The organism is Roseateles paludis (genome assembly GCF_039872745.1).
Lineage (GTDB): Bacteria > Pseudomonadota > Gammaproteobacteria > Burkholderiales > Burkholderiaceae_C > Pelomonas > Pelomonas paludis.
Window position 1 is genome coordinate 262,840 of record NZ_JBDPZD010000003.1, and the last position, 16,902, is coordinate 279,741.

Genomic DNA, 16,902 nt, shown 5'->3' on the forward strand with positions numbered 1-16,902 from the left:
GGGCTCACAACAGACCAGCGCTGCGGGCGGCGGCCTCAATGGCCTTGTAGTTCTCGGCCTTGGTGGGCACAAAGCGCGTGGCGCGTTGCAGGTCCAGGATCTGCTTGCCCTCGGGCGTGTTCTTGTCCAGCGCCAGGAAGGCCTGGGCCAGCTTGTTGCGCAGGGCCTCGGGCATGCTGCTGCTCACGGTCCAGTTGTAGTCAAAGTAGGGCGGGGTGGTGAAGAACACGCGTACCTTGTCGGTGTCCACCTTTTTGTCGGCCACAAACTTTTCCCACACCGAGACGTTCAGCGCCCCGGCCTGCACCTTGCCTGCCGCCACGGCGGCGATGGTGGCGTCATGCGCGCCACTGAAGGCCACACGCTTGAAGTCGCGCTCAGGCTCCAGCCCAGCGGCCAGCAGGAAGCTGCGCGGCATCAGGTGCCCGCTGGTCGAGCTTTGCGACCCAAAGCTCACGTCCTTGCCCTTCAGGTCGGCCAGGGTCTTGATGGCGGGGTCTGCGGTGATGAAGACCGACTTGAAGCGCTCGTCCTCCTCGCGCTGCACCAGCGGGATCACCTTGCCGCCAGAGCGCACCGAGGCCTGCACGAAGGTGAAGCCCCCGAACCAGGCCAGTTGCACCTTCTGGTTGATCAAGGTCTCCACGGCGGCGGCGTAGTCCGTCACCGGCGTGAACTCCACCTTCATCCCCAGCTTGGCCTCCAGATACTTCACCAGCGGCTCGGCCTTGCGGGCCAGCTCGGTGGGCGACTCGTCGGGGATGACGGTGACGCGGAAGACCTGTTGGGCCTGGGCCAGGCCGGCAACGGCGAGCAGGGCGGTGGCGAGGAGGGCGCGGCGGATCGTTTGCATGGCGGCGTTGGGTGGGTGGAGCAAGGCAGGAATTAGACCTTCGAATCCGGCCCGGCCTCGATACTTCGCGTCTGCCATTCACGGAGCCTGCGTTGACCTCGATTCCCCGCCTCACCTCCCTCTCCCACGGCGGCGGCTGTGGCTGCAAGATCGCGCCGGGCGTGCTGAGCGAGATCCTCAAGAACACCGCCAAGTTCCCGGTGCCGCCGCAGCTGCTGGTGGGCATCGAGACGGCGGACGACGCGGCCGTCTATCAGCTCACCGACGACATCGCCGTCATCGCGACGACCGACTTCTTCATGCCCATCGTCGACGACCCCTTCGACTTTGGCCGCATCGCCGCCACCAATGCCATCAGCGACGTCTACGCCATGGGCGGCAAGCCCATCATGGCGCTGGCCCTGGTGGGCATGCCGGTCAATGTGTTGCCCCTCGACGTCATCGGCAAGATCCTCGAAGGCGGCGAGTCGGTCTGCCGCGCCGCGGGCATCCCCATCGCGGGCGGGCACACCATCGATTCGGTCGAGCCCATCTACGGCCTCGTCGCGCTGGGCGTGGTGCACCCCAAGCGGGTCAAGCGCAATGCTGATGCCCGCGTGGGCGACCGGCTGGTGCTGGGCAAGCCGCTCGGCGTGGGCGTGCTCTCGGCCGCGCTCAAGAAGGAACGGCTCTCGCCCGAAGGCTATGCCTGCATGATCGACACCACCACCCGGCTCAACACCCCCGGCCCCGAGCTGGCCGCACTGCCTGGCGTGCACGCGCTGACCGATGTGACGGGCTTTGGCCTGGCCGGCCACACACTGGAACTGGCCCGGGGCGCGCAGGCCACCATCGCCCTCGACTGGCCCCGCGTGCCTCTGCTGCCCGGCGTGCGCGACCTGGCCAGCCTCGGCTGCATCACCGGCGCCTCTGGCCGCAATTGGGCCAGCTACGGCGGCGAGGTGCAGTTGCCTGAAGGCTTCTCAGACATCGACCGTGCCCTGATAACCGACCCGCAGACCAGTGGCGGCTTGCTCGTGTCCTGCGACGCAGCGGCGGTGGCAGATGTGATGGCGGTGTTCCAGCGCCACGGGTTTGAGGCGGCGGCCGAGGTGGGTGAGGTGCTGGCGCCTGGTGCGCAGCGCTTGGTGCTCAGGGGCTGAGCTTCCTCCATCCGCCCGCCCGTGCACCTGATCGGGCGGATCTGCGCCCTGTCGCACCGCGCTCGCGCGGCCCCGGCGCGGTGGGCAGCATCCAGGCTCCTTCCCTGATGGAGCCCTTCCATGACACACCCCATTCGCTGGCAGCCACTGCTGGCGGTGAGCCTCGCCCTTCCCACACTCTCAGCGCTGGCTGCGCCGCTGCCCGACGCGGCTGCCGTTGGCAGGTTTGCCACCGAGCTGCTGGTGCGCCAGCACATCGACCCCAAGGGACCCGGCGTGGCGGTGCTGGTGGCGCGTGGTGACGAGCTGCTGCTGCAGACGGCGCGCGGCCAGGCCAGCATCGAGCTGGGTGTGCCGCTGGCGCCTGAGCATCGCTTCCGGATCGGCTCGGTCACCAAGCAGTTCAGCGCGGCCACGCTGCTGAAGCTGGTGGACGAAGGCCGGGCCAGCCTGAGCGACCCGCTGTCCAAATACCTGCCCGACTATCCCAACGGCAGCGCCATCACCCTGGCCATGCTGCTCAACCACACCAGCGGGGTCAAAAGCTACACCGGCATCCCCGGCTACATGGGCAACCTTGTGCGCCATGACCTCGACACCGCCGCGCTGGTCAAGGTGTTCAAGGACCAGCCGGCCGACTTTGCGCCGGGCAGCGCCTGGGCCTACAACAACTCGGGCTATGTGCTGGTGGGCGCCGTGATCGAGGCCATCACCGGCAAGCCCTGGTGGCAAACCGCCACCACGCTGAAGTCGCCCCTGTTCTACCCCGCGCCAGACCGTATCGTGGATGGCCACGCCAGCGGCTACACACGCGGCAACGGCACGGCGCTCGCGCCGGCCGCGCTGATCAGCATGACCCAGCCGCATGCCGCCGGCGCCTTGGTGGGCGACTTGCAGTCCCTGTGGCGGTGGAACCAGCTGCTGCACGAAGGCGCCTTCCTCAAGCCCGACACCTACCAGCGCATGACCACGCCCGAGGGCACCGCGCAAGGCCCGCACTACGGCTACGGCGTGTTCGTCGGCACGCTGCGGGGTGAGCGCTTGATCTCGCACGGCGGTGGCATTCCCGGCTTCAACTCCTTGCTGCAATACCTGCCGGCACAGCGCGTCACCGTGGCGCTGCTGCGCAATGCCGATGGCGGCCTGGATCTCGAACTCATGGGCCGCCAACTGGCCGCGTTTGCCGCCGGCAAGCCCTTCCCGCAGCCCACGGCGGTGAGCCTGCCGGCCGAGCAGCTCAAGGCCTTTGAGGGCGTCTACGCGCAGGGCCAGGAGTCCTGCTCGCTGCGCATGGCCGATGGCGCACTGACCCACCAACGCGCCGGTGGCGGCGCCGCCGCGCTCACGCCCGTGGGCCCGGCCAGGTTTGCCGTGACTGGCTCGGTCGAGCAGATCAGCATCGAGCGCAGCGCCAACGGCACCATCACCGGCCTGCGCGTCTATGCCGAAGGCGATGGTGAAGGCGACGTCTGGACCCGCACCGGCGACCTGCCGCAGCGTGCCGACCTGAGTCTGAGCGACGCCCAAAAGGCCGAGTTGGTGGGCGACTACGCCGGCCCGCAGTTCCAGATCAAGATCCTGCTCGGCCCCCAGGGCGAGTTGCTGGCCCAGCCCCCGGGACAGCCCGCCGTTCCCCTCAAGGCCAGCCACCCGCGCGAGCTGTACGCGACCGTGGTGGACGTCAGCCTGCGCTTCGAGCCTGCAGTTGGCCCGGCGCAGACTGCAACCCTGGTCCAGGGCCCTGCCCGCATCACCATGACGCGGGTGCCAGCGGCTGCCAAGTAAGGTGGCCGGCCCGGCCAGCCCGGGCACCCAAGCCCCAACGGGCGTGATCCACGCATGCAGCTGCGGTCACGCCCGTGCTGCTGAGACGTTTGGCGATCCATCCCCCGCCAAAATCTCAGCATGAAGACCATCCGCGACCTGCTCAAGCCGCCCCATATCACCGGCCGTGTCGAGGCCATCGTCGTGCGTGGCGATCCGCGCCAGCCGGCGCGCTGCATCACGTCCACGCTGGCCCTGGCCGGCATCGGCCTGGCTGACGACCGGCTTGGCAAGCGCGGCGAGGCCGAGCTCTCCACCCGCCAGGTCACTCTGATCCAGCACGAGCACCTGCCCGTCATCGCGCTACTTGCCGGCGTGCCCACCGTGGACGTGGCCGCCCTGCGCCGCAACCTCGTTGTCTCCGGCATCAACCTCATCGCCCTCAAGAACGCCCGCGTCCGCGTGGGCGGTGCGCTGCTCGAAATCGTCGGCCCCTGCCAGCCTTGCTCACGCATGGAAGAGGCCGTGGGCGTGGGCGGCTACGCGGCCATGCGCGGGCATGGGGGCATGACGGCGCGGGTGCTGGAGGCGGGAGCGATTGGCGTGGGGGATGAGGTGAGAGCGGAGCAGGGCTGAGCCCCGCCTCGCACTACACAGCCGCTGCGCGCTCCTGCGCGCGCAAGCGACTCAAGCTCACGGGCGTGATGCCCAGATAGCTGGCAATGTGATGCTGCGCAATGCGCGCTTCCAGCCCGGGAAACTGCGCGCGGAAGTGCTGCAGCCGCTCCATCGCCGGCAAGGCCGCCAGTGCCCATTCGCGGTCCACCCGGCGCATCAACTCGGCGCGCATGACGGCATCGCCCCAGCGTTGCACGGACGGGACGCGCAGCATGCAGTCCAGCAGCAGGCTCGCCTCGAACCCGGCCACAACAGCCGCCGTCAGCGCGTGGCAGTGCACGCGAGAACGCTCGTTCACCACGCGGGCGATGGCAGGCGTCAGCACGCCTGGCCCTACGTGAAAGGCCAATGTCACCTCGCGCCCCTGCGCGTCTCCCACCCAGGACTTCAGCACGCCGTCCAGCACGAAGAACTCGCGCGCGCCTGGCTCGCCCGCGCGCAGCAGCGCCTCGCCCGGCGCCAAGCGTTGCACGGTGATGGTCTGGAGCAGCGGCTCGATGGCGGCCTCGTCCAGCGGCGCCAGCGCGTTGGCGATCGCCAGCAGGGCCTGGCGATCAGCGTTGCTCAGCGGCTCTGAAGCCTGGGGCGGCTGCGGTTGCGTGGATCGGGTCATCGGTGGGCAACTTATCCAATGTTGTGGCGCGTCATTGCCGGCTCATTCGACCATGAGGGCCTGTCCACCAAGACCGCCTTGTCACCATGTTCAAAAATCATCGCCTACGCGTCGCAGCCGTGCTGCTAACCAGCCTGCTGTTTGTTGCCAGCCTCTTGCCGGCCCACGCCCTGCTGCGCGTGCCGCCCACGGTCGAGCATGATGCCGCCCTGCCACGCGTGGACCTCAACGGCCATGCCTTCCATGCCGAGCACTTTGGTGAGGCGGGCAAGCCCGTGCTGATCGTGCTGCACGGCGGGCCGGGGGCCGACTACCGCTACCTGCTGGGCCTGAAGGCACTGGCCAACGACTACCACGTCGTCTTCTACGACCAGCGCGGCACCGGCCTGTCGCAGCGCGTGCCGGCCGACAGCATCAGCGTGCAGACCTTCATCAGCGACCTGGATGCCTTCGTCACCGCGTTCGGCCAGGGCCGGCCTGTGCATCTGCTCGGCCACTCCTGGGGCGCCATGCTCGCCTCGGCCTACACCGGCACGCACCCTGAGAAGGTCGGCAGCCTGATCCTGGCCGAGCCCGCGTTCCTGGACGCCTCCACCGTCGAGGTGTTCACCTCGGGCGGCATGCCGCCTTTGCCGGTGATGTGGGGCTTTACCAAGGCCTGGATGAGCAAGTGGTTCGTACGCGCCGAGGGCGACCCGTATGCCCGCGACGACTGGTTTCTGCTGCAGGTGCTGCCGCTGACGCAGGGCGCCGACGAGATGTGCGATGGCCGCTTGCCCGCACTGCAGGCGTGGCGCTTCGGCAGCTCAAACTTCCAGGCGACCATGGGCCGCATGATGGACGACCCGGCCTTTGGCAGGCAGCTGGACTTTCGCAAGGGTGTCGACGCCTTCCAAGGCCCCACGTTGTTCCTCGCCGGCGGCTGCAACCGCGTGGTTGGCGAAGCGCATCAACGCAAGCTGATGGGCCACTTCGCCCATGCCAGCTTGGAGGTCATCCCGCAGGCGGGTCACTTCATGTTCAACGACCAGCTCGAGCGGAGCCTGGCGGTGGTGCGCAGCTTCTTGGCAGGTTCATCGCCCTGAGCAAGCCTGGCCGGCGCCCCCCCCCGCGGACGTGGCTGTGCTGCGCCGCAACCTCGTCATCTCGGGCATCAACCTCATCGCCTCCAAGGATTGCTTGTATTGAGGGCGCTAGAGATCAGTTGCCCGCACTAGCAATTCCATTTTCGACATGAAACTCGACTGGATTCTGTTGCCGAAGTTGTCCGCTGAAGATGAAGTCTGAATATGGTGTGCCCCTGGTAAGCCTCGCGGGATTGCCAGCATTGGCCCGGTGCCAGCGTCCTGACTCCCTGGACAACCTCTGGGCCAGTTCCTCAAACACACAAATACAGGAGAAGCAGGTTGAAAGAGACATCACATCGCTGGACGGGACTCGCCGTCGCACGGGCGGTCACATCGCGTTTGGCGTTCGCAGGTCTTGCTTTGGCGGGGGCGCTCGCTGTTCCCGCGCATGCGGCGGACGACAAGGCGACACCCATCGCCACGCCGGCGCAGCCGAATGCGATCGAGTTGGGCACCGGCCCGCTGCCGGGCGCCAAGAACCCTGAGGTGTGGCATACGCAGTACGGCAGCCGTTTCGCGCGCAACGTGACGGTGGCGACGCTCACGCCCTTCCTGCCCGACCCGGCCAAGGCCAGCGGTGCGGCGGTTGTGGTGGCGCCTGGCGGCGGCTTCATGAGCTTGTCGATGGACAACGAGGGTTGGGACGTCGCCCGCGCCTTGGCTGCCAAGGGCGTTGCGGCTTTCGTCATCAAGTACCGCTTGAACCAGACGCTGCCTGATCTGGAAGAAAACGAGAAGGCCATGCGGGAGCGGTTCTCGGGCAAGCAGCCGCCACCGCGTCCTGATCCCGCACAGTTCCTGGCGGGCTTGGCGCCGCAGATTGCCGACGCGCGCGCGGCGTTTGCCTTGATCCGCAAGCGCGCTGCCGAGTGGCATGTCGATCCGCAGCGGATCGGCATGGTGGGCTTCTCGGCGGGCGCCATGTTGACGATGGCGACCACGACGAATGGCGAGGACGCCAAGCCTGCGTTCATCGGCAACATCTACGGCCCGCTGGCGCCGATGGCTGTCCCAGCGGATGCGCCGCCGCTGTTCATTGCGTTGGCCGCTGACGACCCGTTCTTCGCAAACGCCGGCTACGGGCTCATCGACAGCTGGAAGGCCGCCAAGCGCCCGGTCGAGTTCCACCTGTACGAGCAGGGCGGGCACGGCTTCGGCATGTACCCGAAGACGACGACGAGCACGGGCTGGTTCGAGGCCTTTGTGAGTTGGCTTCGCATGCATGGCATGACGAAGTAAGGCGCAGCAAAAAGGCCCGCAAGTTGCGGGCCTTGTTCTTTCAGTCCAAGGCCCGATCCAGATGCGTGTACCCGCCATCCACAAACACCCACTGCCCGGTGGTGTGGCTGCTGCGGCTGGATAGCAAAAAGACCACGCTGCTGGCGATCTCGTCGGGCGTGGTCATGCGCTGGCCCAGCGGGATGCGGTGCTCGATCTTGGCTTGCTGGGTAGCCGGGTCGGGGAAGGTGGTGAGCCAGCTGGCGTAGAGCGGCGTCATCACCTCGGCGGGGATGACGGCGTTGACGCGGACGCCGTCGTGGCGCAGGGCGGCGGCCCACTCACGGGTGAGGGCAAGCAGGGCACCCTTGGCGGCGGTGTAGCCGCTGGTGCCGCCCTGGCCGGTGATGGAGGTCTTGGAGCCGATGTTGACGATGGCGCCGCGTGTGGCCTTGAGCTGGGGCTCGCAGAGGTGGGCCAGCAAATAGGCGTGGATGAGGTTGGCCTCCAGCGAGGCGCGGAAAGGGGCGGTTCCGGCGCTCAGGGCTACGCAGTCGTTGACGCCCGCGTTGTTGACGAGGCCGTCGATGGCACCGTGCTCGGCCACGATGCGGGCCACGGCGGCGCGGCAGGCGGGCTCGTCTTGAAGCTCCAGCTCGATGTGGGCATGGGCCTCAGGGGCGTTGGCGCCCCGGCCGATGCTGATGGCGATGGCGCCCTCTTGCCGCAGCTGTTTGCAGATGGCGGCGCCGATGCCGGAGCCGCCGCCGGTGATGAGGATGACTTTGCCGGTGAGCCCGAGGTCCATGTGGGTCAGCCTTTGTAGGTGTAGTGCGTGAGTGACTCGGGCTTCATGGTGATGGAGAAGCCGGGCGCGGTGGGTGGCATGTAGGCGGCGCCTTGGACGACGCAGGGGTCGACGAAGTGCTCGTGCAGGTGGTCAACGTACTCGATCACGCGGCCCTCGCGGGTGCCGGCGATGCAGAGGTAGTCGATCATGGAGAGGTGCTGCACGTACTCGCACAAGCCCACGCCGCCGGCGTGCGGGCAGACGGGCAGGCCGTACTTGGCGGCCATCAGCATGACGGCCAGGATCTCGTTGACGCCGCCAAGGCGGCAGCTGTCGATCTGCACCACGTCGATGGCGCCGCGCATGATGAACTGCTTGAAGAGGATGCGGTTCTGGCACATCTCGCCGGTGGCGACCTTCATCGGCAGCACGGCCTCGCGGATGGCGCGGTGGCCTTCCACGTCGTCGGGGCTGGTGGGCTCCTCGATGAACCATGGTCTAGCAAAGGCCAGGTCCTGCAGCCAGTCGATGGCGACGGGCACGTCCCAGACCTGGTTGGCGTCGATCATCAAGAAGCGATCGGGGCCTAGCACCTCGCGGGCGATGCGCAGACGGCGGATGTCGTCGGCGCGGTCGCGGCCCACCTTGAGCTTGATGTGACTGAAGCCGGCATCCACAGCCTCTTGGCATAGGCGGCGCAGCTTGTCGTCGGGGTAACCGAGCCAGCCGGCCGAGGTGGTGTAGCAGGGGTAGCCCTCGCGCTCCAAGGTGGCGAGTCGCTCGGCCTTGCCCTCGGCGGCGCGGGTGAAGAGGGCGAGTGCTTCGTCGGGCGTGATGCAGTCGGTGAGGTAGCGGAAGTCGATGCAGCGCACAAGCTCCTCGGGGCTCATGTCGGCCACCAAGCGCCACAGCGGCTTGCCCACGGCCTTGGCCCAGAGGTCCCAGACGGCGTTGACGACGGCGCCGGTGGCGAGGTGGATGGCGCCTTTGTCGGGCCCGATCCAGCGCAGCTGGCTGTCGGACGTGACGTGGCGCCAGAAGCGGCCCATGTCGGCAGCGATCCAGTCCAGCTCCAGGCCCACGACGCGGCTGGCCAGGGCCTCGATGGCGGCGCAGCAGATGTCGTTGCCGCGCCCGATGGTGAAGGTGAGGCCATGCCCCTCCAATCCATCCGTATCGGTGCCCAGGATGACGTAGGCGGCCGAGTAGTCGGGGTCGGGGTTCATGGCGTCCGAGCCGTCGAGGTGCTGGGACGTGGGGAAGCGCACGTCCAGCGTGCGCAGCGAGGTGATGCGGGTCATGGGCGCCGGGCTGGAAGTCGGGCTGAAAGTCGGGTCTTAAGCCTGGACGGTCTTTTGCCTCTGGGTGCCCAGGCCTTCGATGCCGAGCCGCATGGTCTGGCCGGCCTTCAGGTAGACCGGAGGCTTTTGGCCCAGGCCCACGCCGGGCGGGGTGCCGGTGGAGATGACGTCGCCGGGCTGCAGGCTCATGAACTGGCTCAGGTAACTGACGATCTGCGCGACGGTGAACACCATGGTGCGCGTGTTGCCGTTTTGGTAGCGGTGGCCGTCCACTTCGAGCCAGAGGCTGAGGTTCTGCGGGTCGGGCACTTCGTCGGCCGTGACGAGCCAGGGGCCGATGGGGCCGAAGGTGTCGCAGCCCTTGCCCTTGTCCCACTGGGTGCCGCGCTCCAGCTGCCATTCGCGCTCGGAGATGTCGTTGACCACGCAGTAGCCCGCCACATGCTTGAGGGCGTCGGCCTCGCTGATGTAGCGGCCGCCTTCGCCGATCACCACGCCCAGCTCGACCTCCCAATCGGTCTTGACCGAACCACGCGGGATCTCGACCTCGTCATCGGGGCCGGTGATGGCGCTGGTCCATTTGGCGAAGACGACGGGCTCTTTGGGCACGGGCAGGTTGGACTCAGCCGCGTGGTCGGCGTAGTTGAGGCCAATGCAGATGAACTTGCCCACCTGGCCCACGCAGGGGCCGAGGCGCAGGTCGCTCTGCGGGGTGCCGGCCACCACGGGCAGGCTGTCCAGGTCGAGTGCGCGCAGGCGGGCCAGGCTGGCGGGGGTGAGGGCGCTGCCGGTCAGGTCGGTGATGTGTTCAGACAGGTCGCGCACGCGGCCTGCAGCGTCGAGCAGGCCGGGGCGTTCCTGGCCCTTGGGGCCGTGGCGGAGGAGTTTCATGTTGAGGGTCCTGAAGCGGGGTTTAGATCGTTACGCCGCCGTCCACCAGCAGGGCCTGGCCGGTGATGAGGCGAGCGTCGTCAGAGAGCAGGAAGACGACCATGGGCGCAATATCGTCCACGCTGGCCAGGCGGCCCATGGGCTGGCGGGCGATGAAGTCGCGCTCGGCCTGCGCGGGGTCGGGCGCGGCGTTGATGCGCTCGCGCAGCGAGGGCGTGTCCACGGTGCCGGGGCACAAGGCATTGCAGCGCAGGCCTTGCTTGACGAAGTCAGCCGCCACGGCCTTGGTCAGCCCGATCACGGCGGCTTTGGTGGTGCCGTAGGCAAAGCGATTGGGGAAGCCCTTGATCGACCCAGCCATGGAGGCCATGTTGACGACCGAGGCGGAGTTGCCCGTACGAGCGGCCTCGGCCAGCATGCCGGGCAGCACCGCGCGCAGCAGGCGCCACATGCTCTTGACGTTGAGGTCCATGCTGAAGTCCCAGGCCGCCTCGTCGCAGTCCAGCACCGTGCCGCTGTGCACGTAGCCGGCGCAGTTGAAGAGGCCGTGCAGCGGCGGCAGCGTGGCGGCCAGGGCCGCTACAGCCGCGGTGTCGCGCACGTCCAGCACGGCGGTGCGCAGGCGCTCGGGGTGGGGCGTCTCAGCGGCCAGGGTGGCGAGGGCCTCGGCCTGGATGTCGGTCGCAATCACGCTCGCGCCGGCGGACAGGCAGGCCAGCGCACTGGCGCGGCCCATGCCCTGGGCGGCGGCGGTGATGAGGACGGTTTTGCCCGCAAGTGAAGCGGGTGGGGGTGAGGCAGAAGAGGTCACGGTCGCTGGAGGGTGACAGGTGAGGGCGGTTTGGTCAGGCCAGTTTACGCAATTTTGTAGATTGGCCTGACCATTCTGAGCGCTCGGCAGGCTCTGCCTAGAATTGGTCAGGCCAAAAGCAGCCCGTTACCTACATTTAGCCAGGCGCCAACGATGAACGACCCCACCCGAGCCGCAGAGCGGGCCACTGACAAAGCCCCCGGCTCGCGCCGGCTGTACCAGCAGATCGCCGACCGGCTGCGCGAGCTGATCCGCCAGGGGCAGTTTGGTGTGGGCAGCCGCCTGCCGCCTGAGCGGGAGCTGGCGCAGCAGCTGGGCGTGTCGCGCCCCTCGGTGCGCGAGGCCTTGATTGCGCTGGAGATTGCTGGCTGCGTGGAGGTGCGCATGGGCGCCGGCATCTACGTGCGTGAAGCGGCAGTCGCTGCTGGGGACGCCGCCGTCACCGCAGGTTTGGGTGACAGCCTGGGCGATAGCCCCATGGAGCTGATGCAAGCCCGCGCCATGCTCGAGGGCGCCTTGATGGCCCCGGCCTGCGTGCGCGCCACGCCCGAAGGCCTGCGCCCCGTGCGCGAGGCGCTGGACGAGATGCGCCAGGCCATGCAGGCCGGCCGCAGTGCGCTGGACGCCGACCGCCGCTTCCACGTCGCCGTCGCGGCCCTCGCGGGCAATGCCGTGCTGGAGCGCTTGGTGGCCGAACTCTTTGACGGCCGCTACAGCCCGATCACCCTGCAGCTCAGCGCCAAGGCCGACACACGCCAGACCTGGCAGGACGCGCTGCGAGAGCACGAACGCATCCTGCACGCGCTTGAGGCCCGCGACCCCCTTGCGGCCCAGGTGGCCATGCAGCACCACCTGCTGTCGGCGCATGAGCGCTGGGCGGGGAACGGGATGGCGCCCTGACGCTTGCGCTAGGCTCGGCGGGATGAGTCGCCCCACACTTGTCCGTCTATTGACTGGCTTCAGCCTCATGGCATCGGCGGCTATCGCTTACGTGCTGACGCAGAGCCTGGCGCCGACGGCAGCCGCTGAGGCTGCACGTCCCCGCGTGTCAATTGCGGGCCTTTCGGCTGGCACGTATCGCTATCTCCGGTATCCCGGAGAGCATGCACAAAGGCGCGCCGAGGTCCTGTTCATTCGAACGGCGGAAGGGCGGCTGTTTGCGTGGTGGATACCCATTAGCGAGGGCCTGCATCTTTTGCCCGACCGTCAATGGTGGAAGGCGGGCCCGCCGTGCCGAGACCTCCGCCCTGACTTTGAGGCGCAACTCATTCGATGCCTGGACTCAGAGCTATTTGATTGGGCGAAAGAAAACTACCGCTGGCGGCTGGACGGCAAGAGTTTGTCTAAGCAGGTGCCAGACATGGAGGCCGTTGCGGGTGTGGAGGAGTCGGACGACTTTGTCTTTGACTTGCGCCCAAGCCGCTGAGGCAGGCACCAGCAAGGCATTTGGATGGCCTCCCCCATCGCGCACGACTGCACGATGCTGTCGGGAAGCTCAAGATGCCGTTGGCGGCACAGACGGTGATGCGGGTGCCTCAGTGGTTTGTCAGTCCGCTTTCCTGACAAGTCGCGCGTGGCAGGAATGCCATACGGAGCGCTTGATCACACGGCCATCCGCTTTCCTCAAATCGAGGCCGGCCGACGTGTTGATCAAAGTGTCGATCGGGCTTGTGATGTGAAGCCGGTAGGTGTCGGCGCTGTCGATCACCTCGGCACAGACATGGCAGTCCGCTCCATAGGTTTCGTTGGCGAACTGCTGCGCCTGCTTCAAGGCAAGTGAGAAGGCCTCGCTGGACACGCCAGCCGGTACAGCGCCTTTCACGCAGGTTTGCATGGGGCGGGTTTCGGCAACAGGATGCGTGGCACAGCCGCAGGCTGCTGCGGTCATCAGACAAAGAGCGACGAGTAGGTGCGTTCGCATGGTGTCCGTGGTTCACGGCAACGGAATAGCCTCGACCATCGCCCGCACTTGCTCCACCGCGCCACGCCCAGCCCCGGGCCGAGGGTGCAGACGGTGGGCAATGACCTGGGGCAGGATGGCCTGGATGTCGTCGGGGCTGACGTAGTCGCGCTCGGCCAGCAGGGCGTGGGCACGGGCGGCGCGCAGCACGGCGAGGCCGGCGCGGGGCGAGAGGCCCTGCACAAACCACTGGCCCGAGCGGGTCGCGTCGATGAGCAGTTGCAGGTAGTCGATCAAGGGCGGCGCCGCGTGGATGGTGCGCACGGCGGCTTGTGCGGCTTGCAGGTCGGTGGGCTGCATCACGGGCTGCAGGGTGGCCAGTTGCTCGCGGCTGTCCTGGCCCAGCAGCAGCTCGCGCTCGGCGCGGGCATCGGGGTAGCCGAGCGAGATGCGCATCAGGAAGCGGTCCAGCTGCGACTCGGGCAGCGGGAAGGTGCCGAGCTGCTCGCTAGGGTTCTGCGTGGCGATGACGAAGAAGGGCTCGGGCAGGCGGTGCGACACGCCATCGACGCTGACCTGGTGCTCCTCCATCGCCTCCAGCAGCGCGCTCTGCGTCTTGGGCCCGGCGCGGTTGATCTCGTCGGCCAACAGCACCTGGGCAAACACCGGGCCGGGGTGGAAGACGAAGCCTTGCTGCTCGCGCTCGTACACCGTCGTGCCGATCAGGTCGCTGGGCAACAGGTCGGCGGTGAACTGGCTGCGCTGGAAGCGCAGGCCGAGCGTGATGGCCAGGGCCTGGGCCAGCGTCGTCTTGCCCACGCCGGGCACGTCTTCGATGAGCAGATGGCCGCCGGCCAGCAGGCAGGTGAGGGCGTCTGCGATCTGCGCCGGTTTGCCCCGAATGACCGTGCTAATCTGGTCTCGAACAGCCCGCAACAGGGCTTTTGATTGGGCGGTCGGTGTGTGTGATGCCGTCATGCCAGCGACCATAGCAAATGTCCACCGCCTTCTTCAGCCCCCCCGAGTGCCGCCGCCACGACATGGGCGCCGGCCACTTCGAATGCCCGGCGCGGCTCGACGCCATCAACGACTGGCTGATCGCCTCCGGCCTCGATGCCGGCCTGCAGCCCATGGAGGCGCAGCCCGCCAAGCTGACTGACCTGACCCTCGCGCACACCCAGGCCTATGTGGCCGAGTTGAGCGACCAGTTGCAGCGCTGCGAGGCCAGCGGCGAGTCCGTGGCCCTGGACCCCGATACCGTTGCCAACCCGTACACCTGGCGTGCTGCCTTGATGGCCGCCGGCGCGGCCGTGCAGGCCACCGACCTGGTGTTGGATGGCAAGGCCCAGAACGCCTTTTGCGCGGTGCGCCCGCCCGGCCACCACGCGACGCGCGACCAGGCCATGGGCTTTTGCTTCTTCAACAACGTGGCGATTGCCGCGCGCCATGCGCTGGATGTGCGGGGCCTCAAGCGCATCGCCATTGCGGACTTTGACGTGCACCACGGCAATGGCACCGAGGACATCATTGCGGGCGACGATCGGGTGCTGATGGTGAGCATCTTCCAGGACGAGCTCTACCCGTTTTGCGGCGGCGTGCCCAAGGGCACCAACATGGTCAATGTGCCCATCCCGGCCTACACGCGCGGTGGCGAGGTGCGCGACATCGTCGAGGCCATGTGGCTGCCGGCACTGGAGGCGTTCAAGCCCGAGATGATCTTCATCTCGGCCGGCTTTGACGCACACCGGCTCGACGACCTGGGCCAATTGGGGCTGGTGGAGGCCGACTACGAATGGATCACGCTCAAGCTGCTGGACGTGGCGCGGCGCCATGCCAAGGGGCGCGTCGTTTCCTGCCTCGAAGGGGGCTACAACCTCAGCGCCCTGGCTCGCAGCGTGGGGGTTCATGTGCGAGCCCTGAGCGAAGCGTGAATCAAGCATGACTGAAGCATGAATGCCCTGCACGGACCGATGAACTTTGCCGAGCTGGAGGCCCTGCTGGGCCGCGTCTTCAGCCCGGCCGCTGTGGGCGAATGGGCGCTGCTGCTGGCCTGCTTGGGTCTGGCGGCGCTGGTGGCCTGGTGGGCGGCGCGGCGCGGCACGCGGGGCACGGTGTTGATTGGCGATGGCGCTCTTGGTGGTGCATTTGACGGGGCGCTCTTCCCGCTGCTGGCGCTGGCCCTGGTGTTTGGCGCGCGGCTGCTGCTGCCGCATTTCGGGCTGGCCCCGGCGCTGTTCAAGCTGGCGGTGCCGGTGCTGGTGTCGCTGGCCTTGATCCGTCTGGTGGTGCGGGTGCTGGCCGCCGCCTGGCCGCAGTCCGGCGCCATCAAGCTGGCCGAGCGCCTGGGCTCCTGGATCGCCTGGGGCGCCACGGTGCTGTGGATCACCGGCCTGCTGCCGGTGGTGCTGGACGAGCTGGACGACGTGGGCTGGAAGTTCGGCAGCGTCAAGCTCACGCTGCGCAACTTTGTCGAAGGCGGCTTCTCGGCGGTGCTGGTGATGCTGGTGGCGCTGTGGATCTCGGCGGGCATCGAGGCGCGGCTGATGCGCCAGACCACGCTCGACCTCTCCATGCGCAAGATGGCCGCCAACGTGGTGCGCGCGCTGCTGCTCTTCATCGGGCTCATCCTGGCCCTGTCGGCCGTGGGCATCGACCTCACGGCCCTGGGCGTGCTGGGCGGCGCTTTAGGCGTGGGCCTGGGCTTTGGCTTGCAAAAGCTCGCGGCCAATTACGTGAGCGGCTTCGTGATCCTGGCGGAGCGCTCGCTGCGCATCGGCGACATGGTCAAGGTCGATGGCTTTGAGGGCAAGGTCACCGACATCAAGACCCGCTACACCGTGATCCGCTCGCTGACCGGGCGCGAGGCCATCGTGCCCAATGAGCTGCTCATCACCCAGCGGGTCGAGAACTCGTCGCTGGCCGACCCGCGCGTGCAGGTGACCAGCCTCGTCCAGGTGGCCTATGGCTGCGACGTGGCGGCCGTGATGCAGGCCCTGGCCAATGCCGTGTCCGAAGTGCCGCGCGTGCTGGAGCAGCCCCGGCCCGTGGTGCACCTCAACCAGTTCGCGGCCGATGGGCTGGAGCTGCTGGTGGTGTTCTGGATTGCCGACCCCGAGAACGGCGCCGGCGGCGTGAAGTCGGAGGTCAACCTGGCGATCCTGCGGACGCTGGACGGGCTGGGGGTGGCGATCCCCTACCCGCAGCGCGAGGTGCGGCTCACGGCCGGCTCGCCAGCTCCCGCTCCAGCCACGCCCGGGCCAGGGTCCAGTCCCGCTTGACGGTGGCGAGGCTGATGCCCAGCACCTCGGCCACCTCTTCGTTCTCCAGCCCACCAAAGAAGCGCAGCTCCACCACCTTGGCGGCGCGCGGGTCGATGGCCTCGAAGGCCAGCAGTGCGTCGTGCACGGCCACGATGTCACTGCTCTGGCCGCCGCCAATCTTCTCCAGGTGCTCCAGCGTCAGCGGCACCAGGTCGGCCTCGCGCTTGGCGGCACGGTAGGCCACCTCGTGTGAGACCAGGATGCGCCGCATCATGATGCTGGACACGCTCAGGAAGTGGGCGCGGCTCTCCCAGGCGGTGCGGTTCTGCTCGGCCATGCGGAACCAGGCCTCGTGCACCAGCGCCGTGGTACTGAGCGTGTGGCCGGGCGCCTCGCGCCGCAGGTGCGCGCGCGCCACGCGCTTAAGGTCGGTGTAGAGCCGCTCGAAGAGCTGGCTCGACACCTCGGGCCGCGCTGCCCCGACCTGCTGCAGCCACTGGGTGACTTCGGCAGGGTCCAGGTCGAATTCGACGTCGCTCATGGATCCAAATTCT

At 67.9% G+C, this 16,902-nt stretch carries 18 protein-coding genes; 9 read left to right on the forward strand and 9 right to left on the reverse strand.

Features of this window, described 5'->3' with window-relative positions; translation table 11 throughout:
* Positions 1–4: 4 nt before the first annotated feature.
* A complete protein-coding gene (locus ABDJ85_RS12445; protein ID WP_347705102.1) occupies positions 5–853 on the reverse strand; it encodes a putative selenate ABC transporter substrate-binding protein in 849 nt (282 codons plus the stop codon).
* Between the two features lie 92 nt (positions 854–945).
* On the opposite strand from ABDJ85_RS12445, the gene selD reads away from it, so the two are divergent.
* From selD to ABDJ85_RS12460, 3 genes are all read left to right on the forward strand, one after another.
* The gene (selD, locus tag ABDJ85_RS12450; protein WP_347705103.1) at positions 946–1,995 is read left to right on the forward strand and encodes a selenide, water dikinase SelD; all 1,050 of its coding nucleotides are present in this window, start codon (positions 946–948) and stop codon (positions 1,993–1,995) included.
* A 120-nt stretch (positions 1,996–2,115) separates the two neighbouring features.
* Positions 2,116–3,780 (forward strand): serine hydrolase domain-containing protein, encoded by a 1,665-nt coding sequence (locus ABDJ85_RS12455; RefSeq protein ID WP_347705104.1) that lies wholly within the window; start codon positions 2,116–2,118, stop codon positions 3,778–3,780.
* A gap of 120 nt (positions 3,781–3,900) precedes the next feature.
* Complete coding sequence (locus ABDJ85_RS12460; protein WP_347705105.1) at positions 3,901–4,395, forward strand: MOSC domain-containing protein; 495 nt, start codon at positions 3,901–3,903, stop codon at positions 4,393–4,395.
* 13 nt (positions 4,396–4,408) lie between these two features.
* On the opposite strand, the gene ABDJ85_RS12465 is transcribed toward ABDJ85_RS12460, so the two are convergent.
* Entirely contained in the window at positions 4,409–5,050 is a 642-nt protein-coding gene (locus ABDJ85_RS12465) for a Crp/Fnr family transcriptional regulator (RefSeq protein WP_347705106.1), read from the reverse strand.
* Between the two features lie 86 nt (positions 5,051–5,136).
* Between ABDJ85_RS12465 and ABDJ85_RS12470 the strand changes: the two genes are divergently transcribed.
* Both ABDJ85_RS12470 and ABDJ85_RS12475 read left to right on the forward strand, forming a co-directional pair.
* Positions 5,137–6,135 (forward strand): alpha/beta fold hydrolase, encoded by a 999-nt coding sequence (locus ABDJ85_RS12470; protein ID WP_347705107.1) that lies wholly within the window; start codon positions 5,137–5,139, stop codon positions 6,133–6,135.
* Between the two features lie 402 nt (positions 6,136–6,537).
* Positions 6,538–7,416, forward strand: a complete 879-nt coding sequence (locus ABDJ85_RS12475) for an alpha/beta hydrolase (protein ID WP_347705108.1) — start codon at positions 6,538–6,540, stop codon at positions 7,414–7,416.
* Positions 7,417–7,456: 40 nt separating this feature from the next.
* Here the strand turns inward: ABDJ85_RS12475 and ABDJ85_RS12480 are convergent, their stop codons facing one another.
* Genes ABDJ85_RS12480 through ABDJ85_RS12495 form a run of 4 tightly spaced genes read right to left on the reverse strand, consistent with a single transcriptional unit; the run spans position 7,457 to position 11,188 of the window.
* Positions 7,457–8,203 carry an L-fucose dehydrogenase gene (locus ABDJ85_RS12480; RefSeq protein ID WP_347705109.1) on the reverse strand — a complete coding sequence of 249 codons (747 nt, stop codon included), beginning with the start codon at positions 8,201–8,203 and terminating at the stop codon, positions 7,457–7,459.
* A 5-nt stretch (positions 8,204–8,208) separates the two neighbouring features.
* Entirely contained in the window at positions 8,209–9,486 is a 1,278-nt protein-coding gene (locus ABDJ85_RS12485) for an L-fuconate dehydratase (protein WP_347705110.1), read from the reverse strand.
* A gap of 36 nt (positions 9,487–9,522) precedes the next feature.
* Positions 9,523–10,377 (reverse strand): ureidoglycolate lyase, encoded by an 855-nt coding sequence (locus tag ABDJ85_RS12490; protein WP_347705111.1) that lies wholly within the window; start codon positions 10,375–10,377, stop codon positions 9,523–9,525.
* A gap of 22 nt (positions 10,378–10,399) precedes the next feature.
* Positions 10,400–11,188 carry an SDR family oxidoreductase gene (locus ABDJ85_RS12495; protein ID WP_347705112.1) on the reverse strand — a complete coding sequence of 263 codons (789 nt, stop codon included), beginning with the start codon at positions 11,186–11,188 and terminating at the stop codon, positions 10,400–10,402.
* A gap of 153 nt (positions 11,189–11,341) precedes the next feature.
* On the opposite strand from ABDJ85_RS12495, the gene ABDJ85_RS12500 reads away from it, so the two are divergent.
* Complete coding sequence (locus tag ABDJ85_RS12500) at positions 11,342–12,088, forward strand: FadR/GntR family transcriptional regulator (protein WP_347705113.1); 747 nt, start codon at positions 11,342–11,344, stop codon at positions 12,086–12,088.
* Positions 12,089–12,110: 22 nt separating this feature from the next.
* Positions 12,111–12,614 carry a hypothetical protein gene (locus ABDJ85_RS12505; protein ID WP_347705114.1) on the forward strand — a complete coding sequence of 168 codons (504 nt, stop codon included), beginning with the start codon at positions 12,111–12,113 and terminating at the stop codon, positions 12,612–12,614.
* Between the two features lie 120 nt (positions 12,615–12,734).
* Here ABDJ85_RS12505 and ABDJ85_RS12510 read toward each other — a convergent pair whose 3' ends face one another.
* Positions 12,735–13,076 carry a hypothetical protein gene (locus tag ABDJ85_RS12510; RefSeq protein WP_347705115.1) on the reverse strand — a complete coding sequence of 114 codons (342 nt, stop codon included), beginning with the start codon at positions 13,074–13,076 and terminating at the stop codon, positions 12,735–12,737.
* A 45-nt stretch (positions 13,077–13,121) separates the two neighbouring features.
* Positions 13,122–14,066 (reverse strand): AAA family ATPase, encoded by a 945-nt coding sequence (locus ABDJ85_RS12515; RefSeq protein WP_347705116.1) that lies wholly within the window; start codon positions 14,064–14,066, stop codon positions 13,122–13,124.
* Between the two features lie 17 nt (positions 14,067–14,083).
* On the opposite strand from ABDJ85_RS12515, the gene ABDJ85_RS12520 reads away from it, so the two are divergent.
* On the forward strand, positions 14,084–15,019 hold the full coding sequence (locus tag ABDJ85_RS12520) for a histone deacetylase family protein (protein WP_347705117.1): 936 nt from the start codon (positions 14,084–14,086) through the stop codon (positions 15,017–15,019).
* Between the two features lie 18 nt (positions 15,020–15,037).
* Positions 15,038–16,366: a mechanosensitive ion channel family protein gene (locus ABDJ85_RS12525; RefSeq protein ID WP_347705118.1), complete on the forward strand. Its 1,329-nt coding sequence runs from the start codon at positions 15,038–15,040 to the stop codon at positions 16,364–16,366.
* Here the strand turns inward: ABDJ85_RS12525 and ABDJ85_RS12530 are convergent.
* Positions 16,305–16,889, reverse strand: coding sequence for an ECF-type sigma factor (locus tag ABDJ85_RS12530; RefSeq protein WP_347705119.1), 585 nt, complete (start codon positions 16,887–16,889; stop codon positions 16,305–16,307). The genes ABDJ85_RS12525 and ABDJ85_RS12530 overlap by 62 nt on opposite strands.
* Positions 16,890–16,902: the final 13 nt, after the last annotated feature.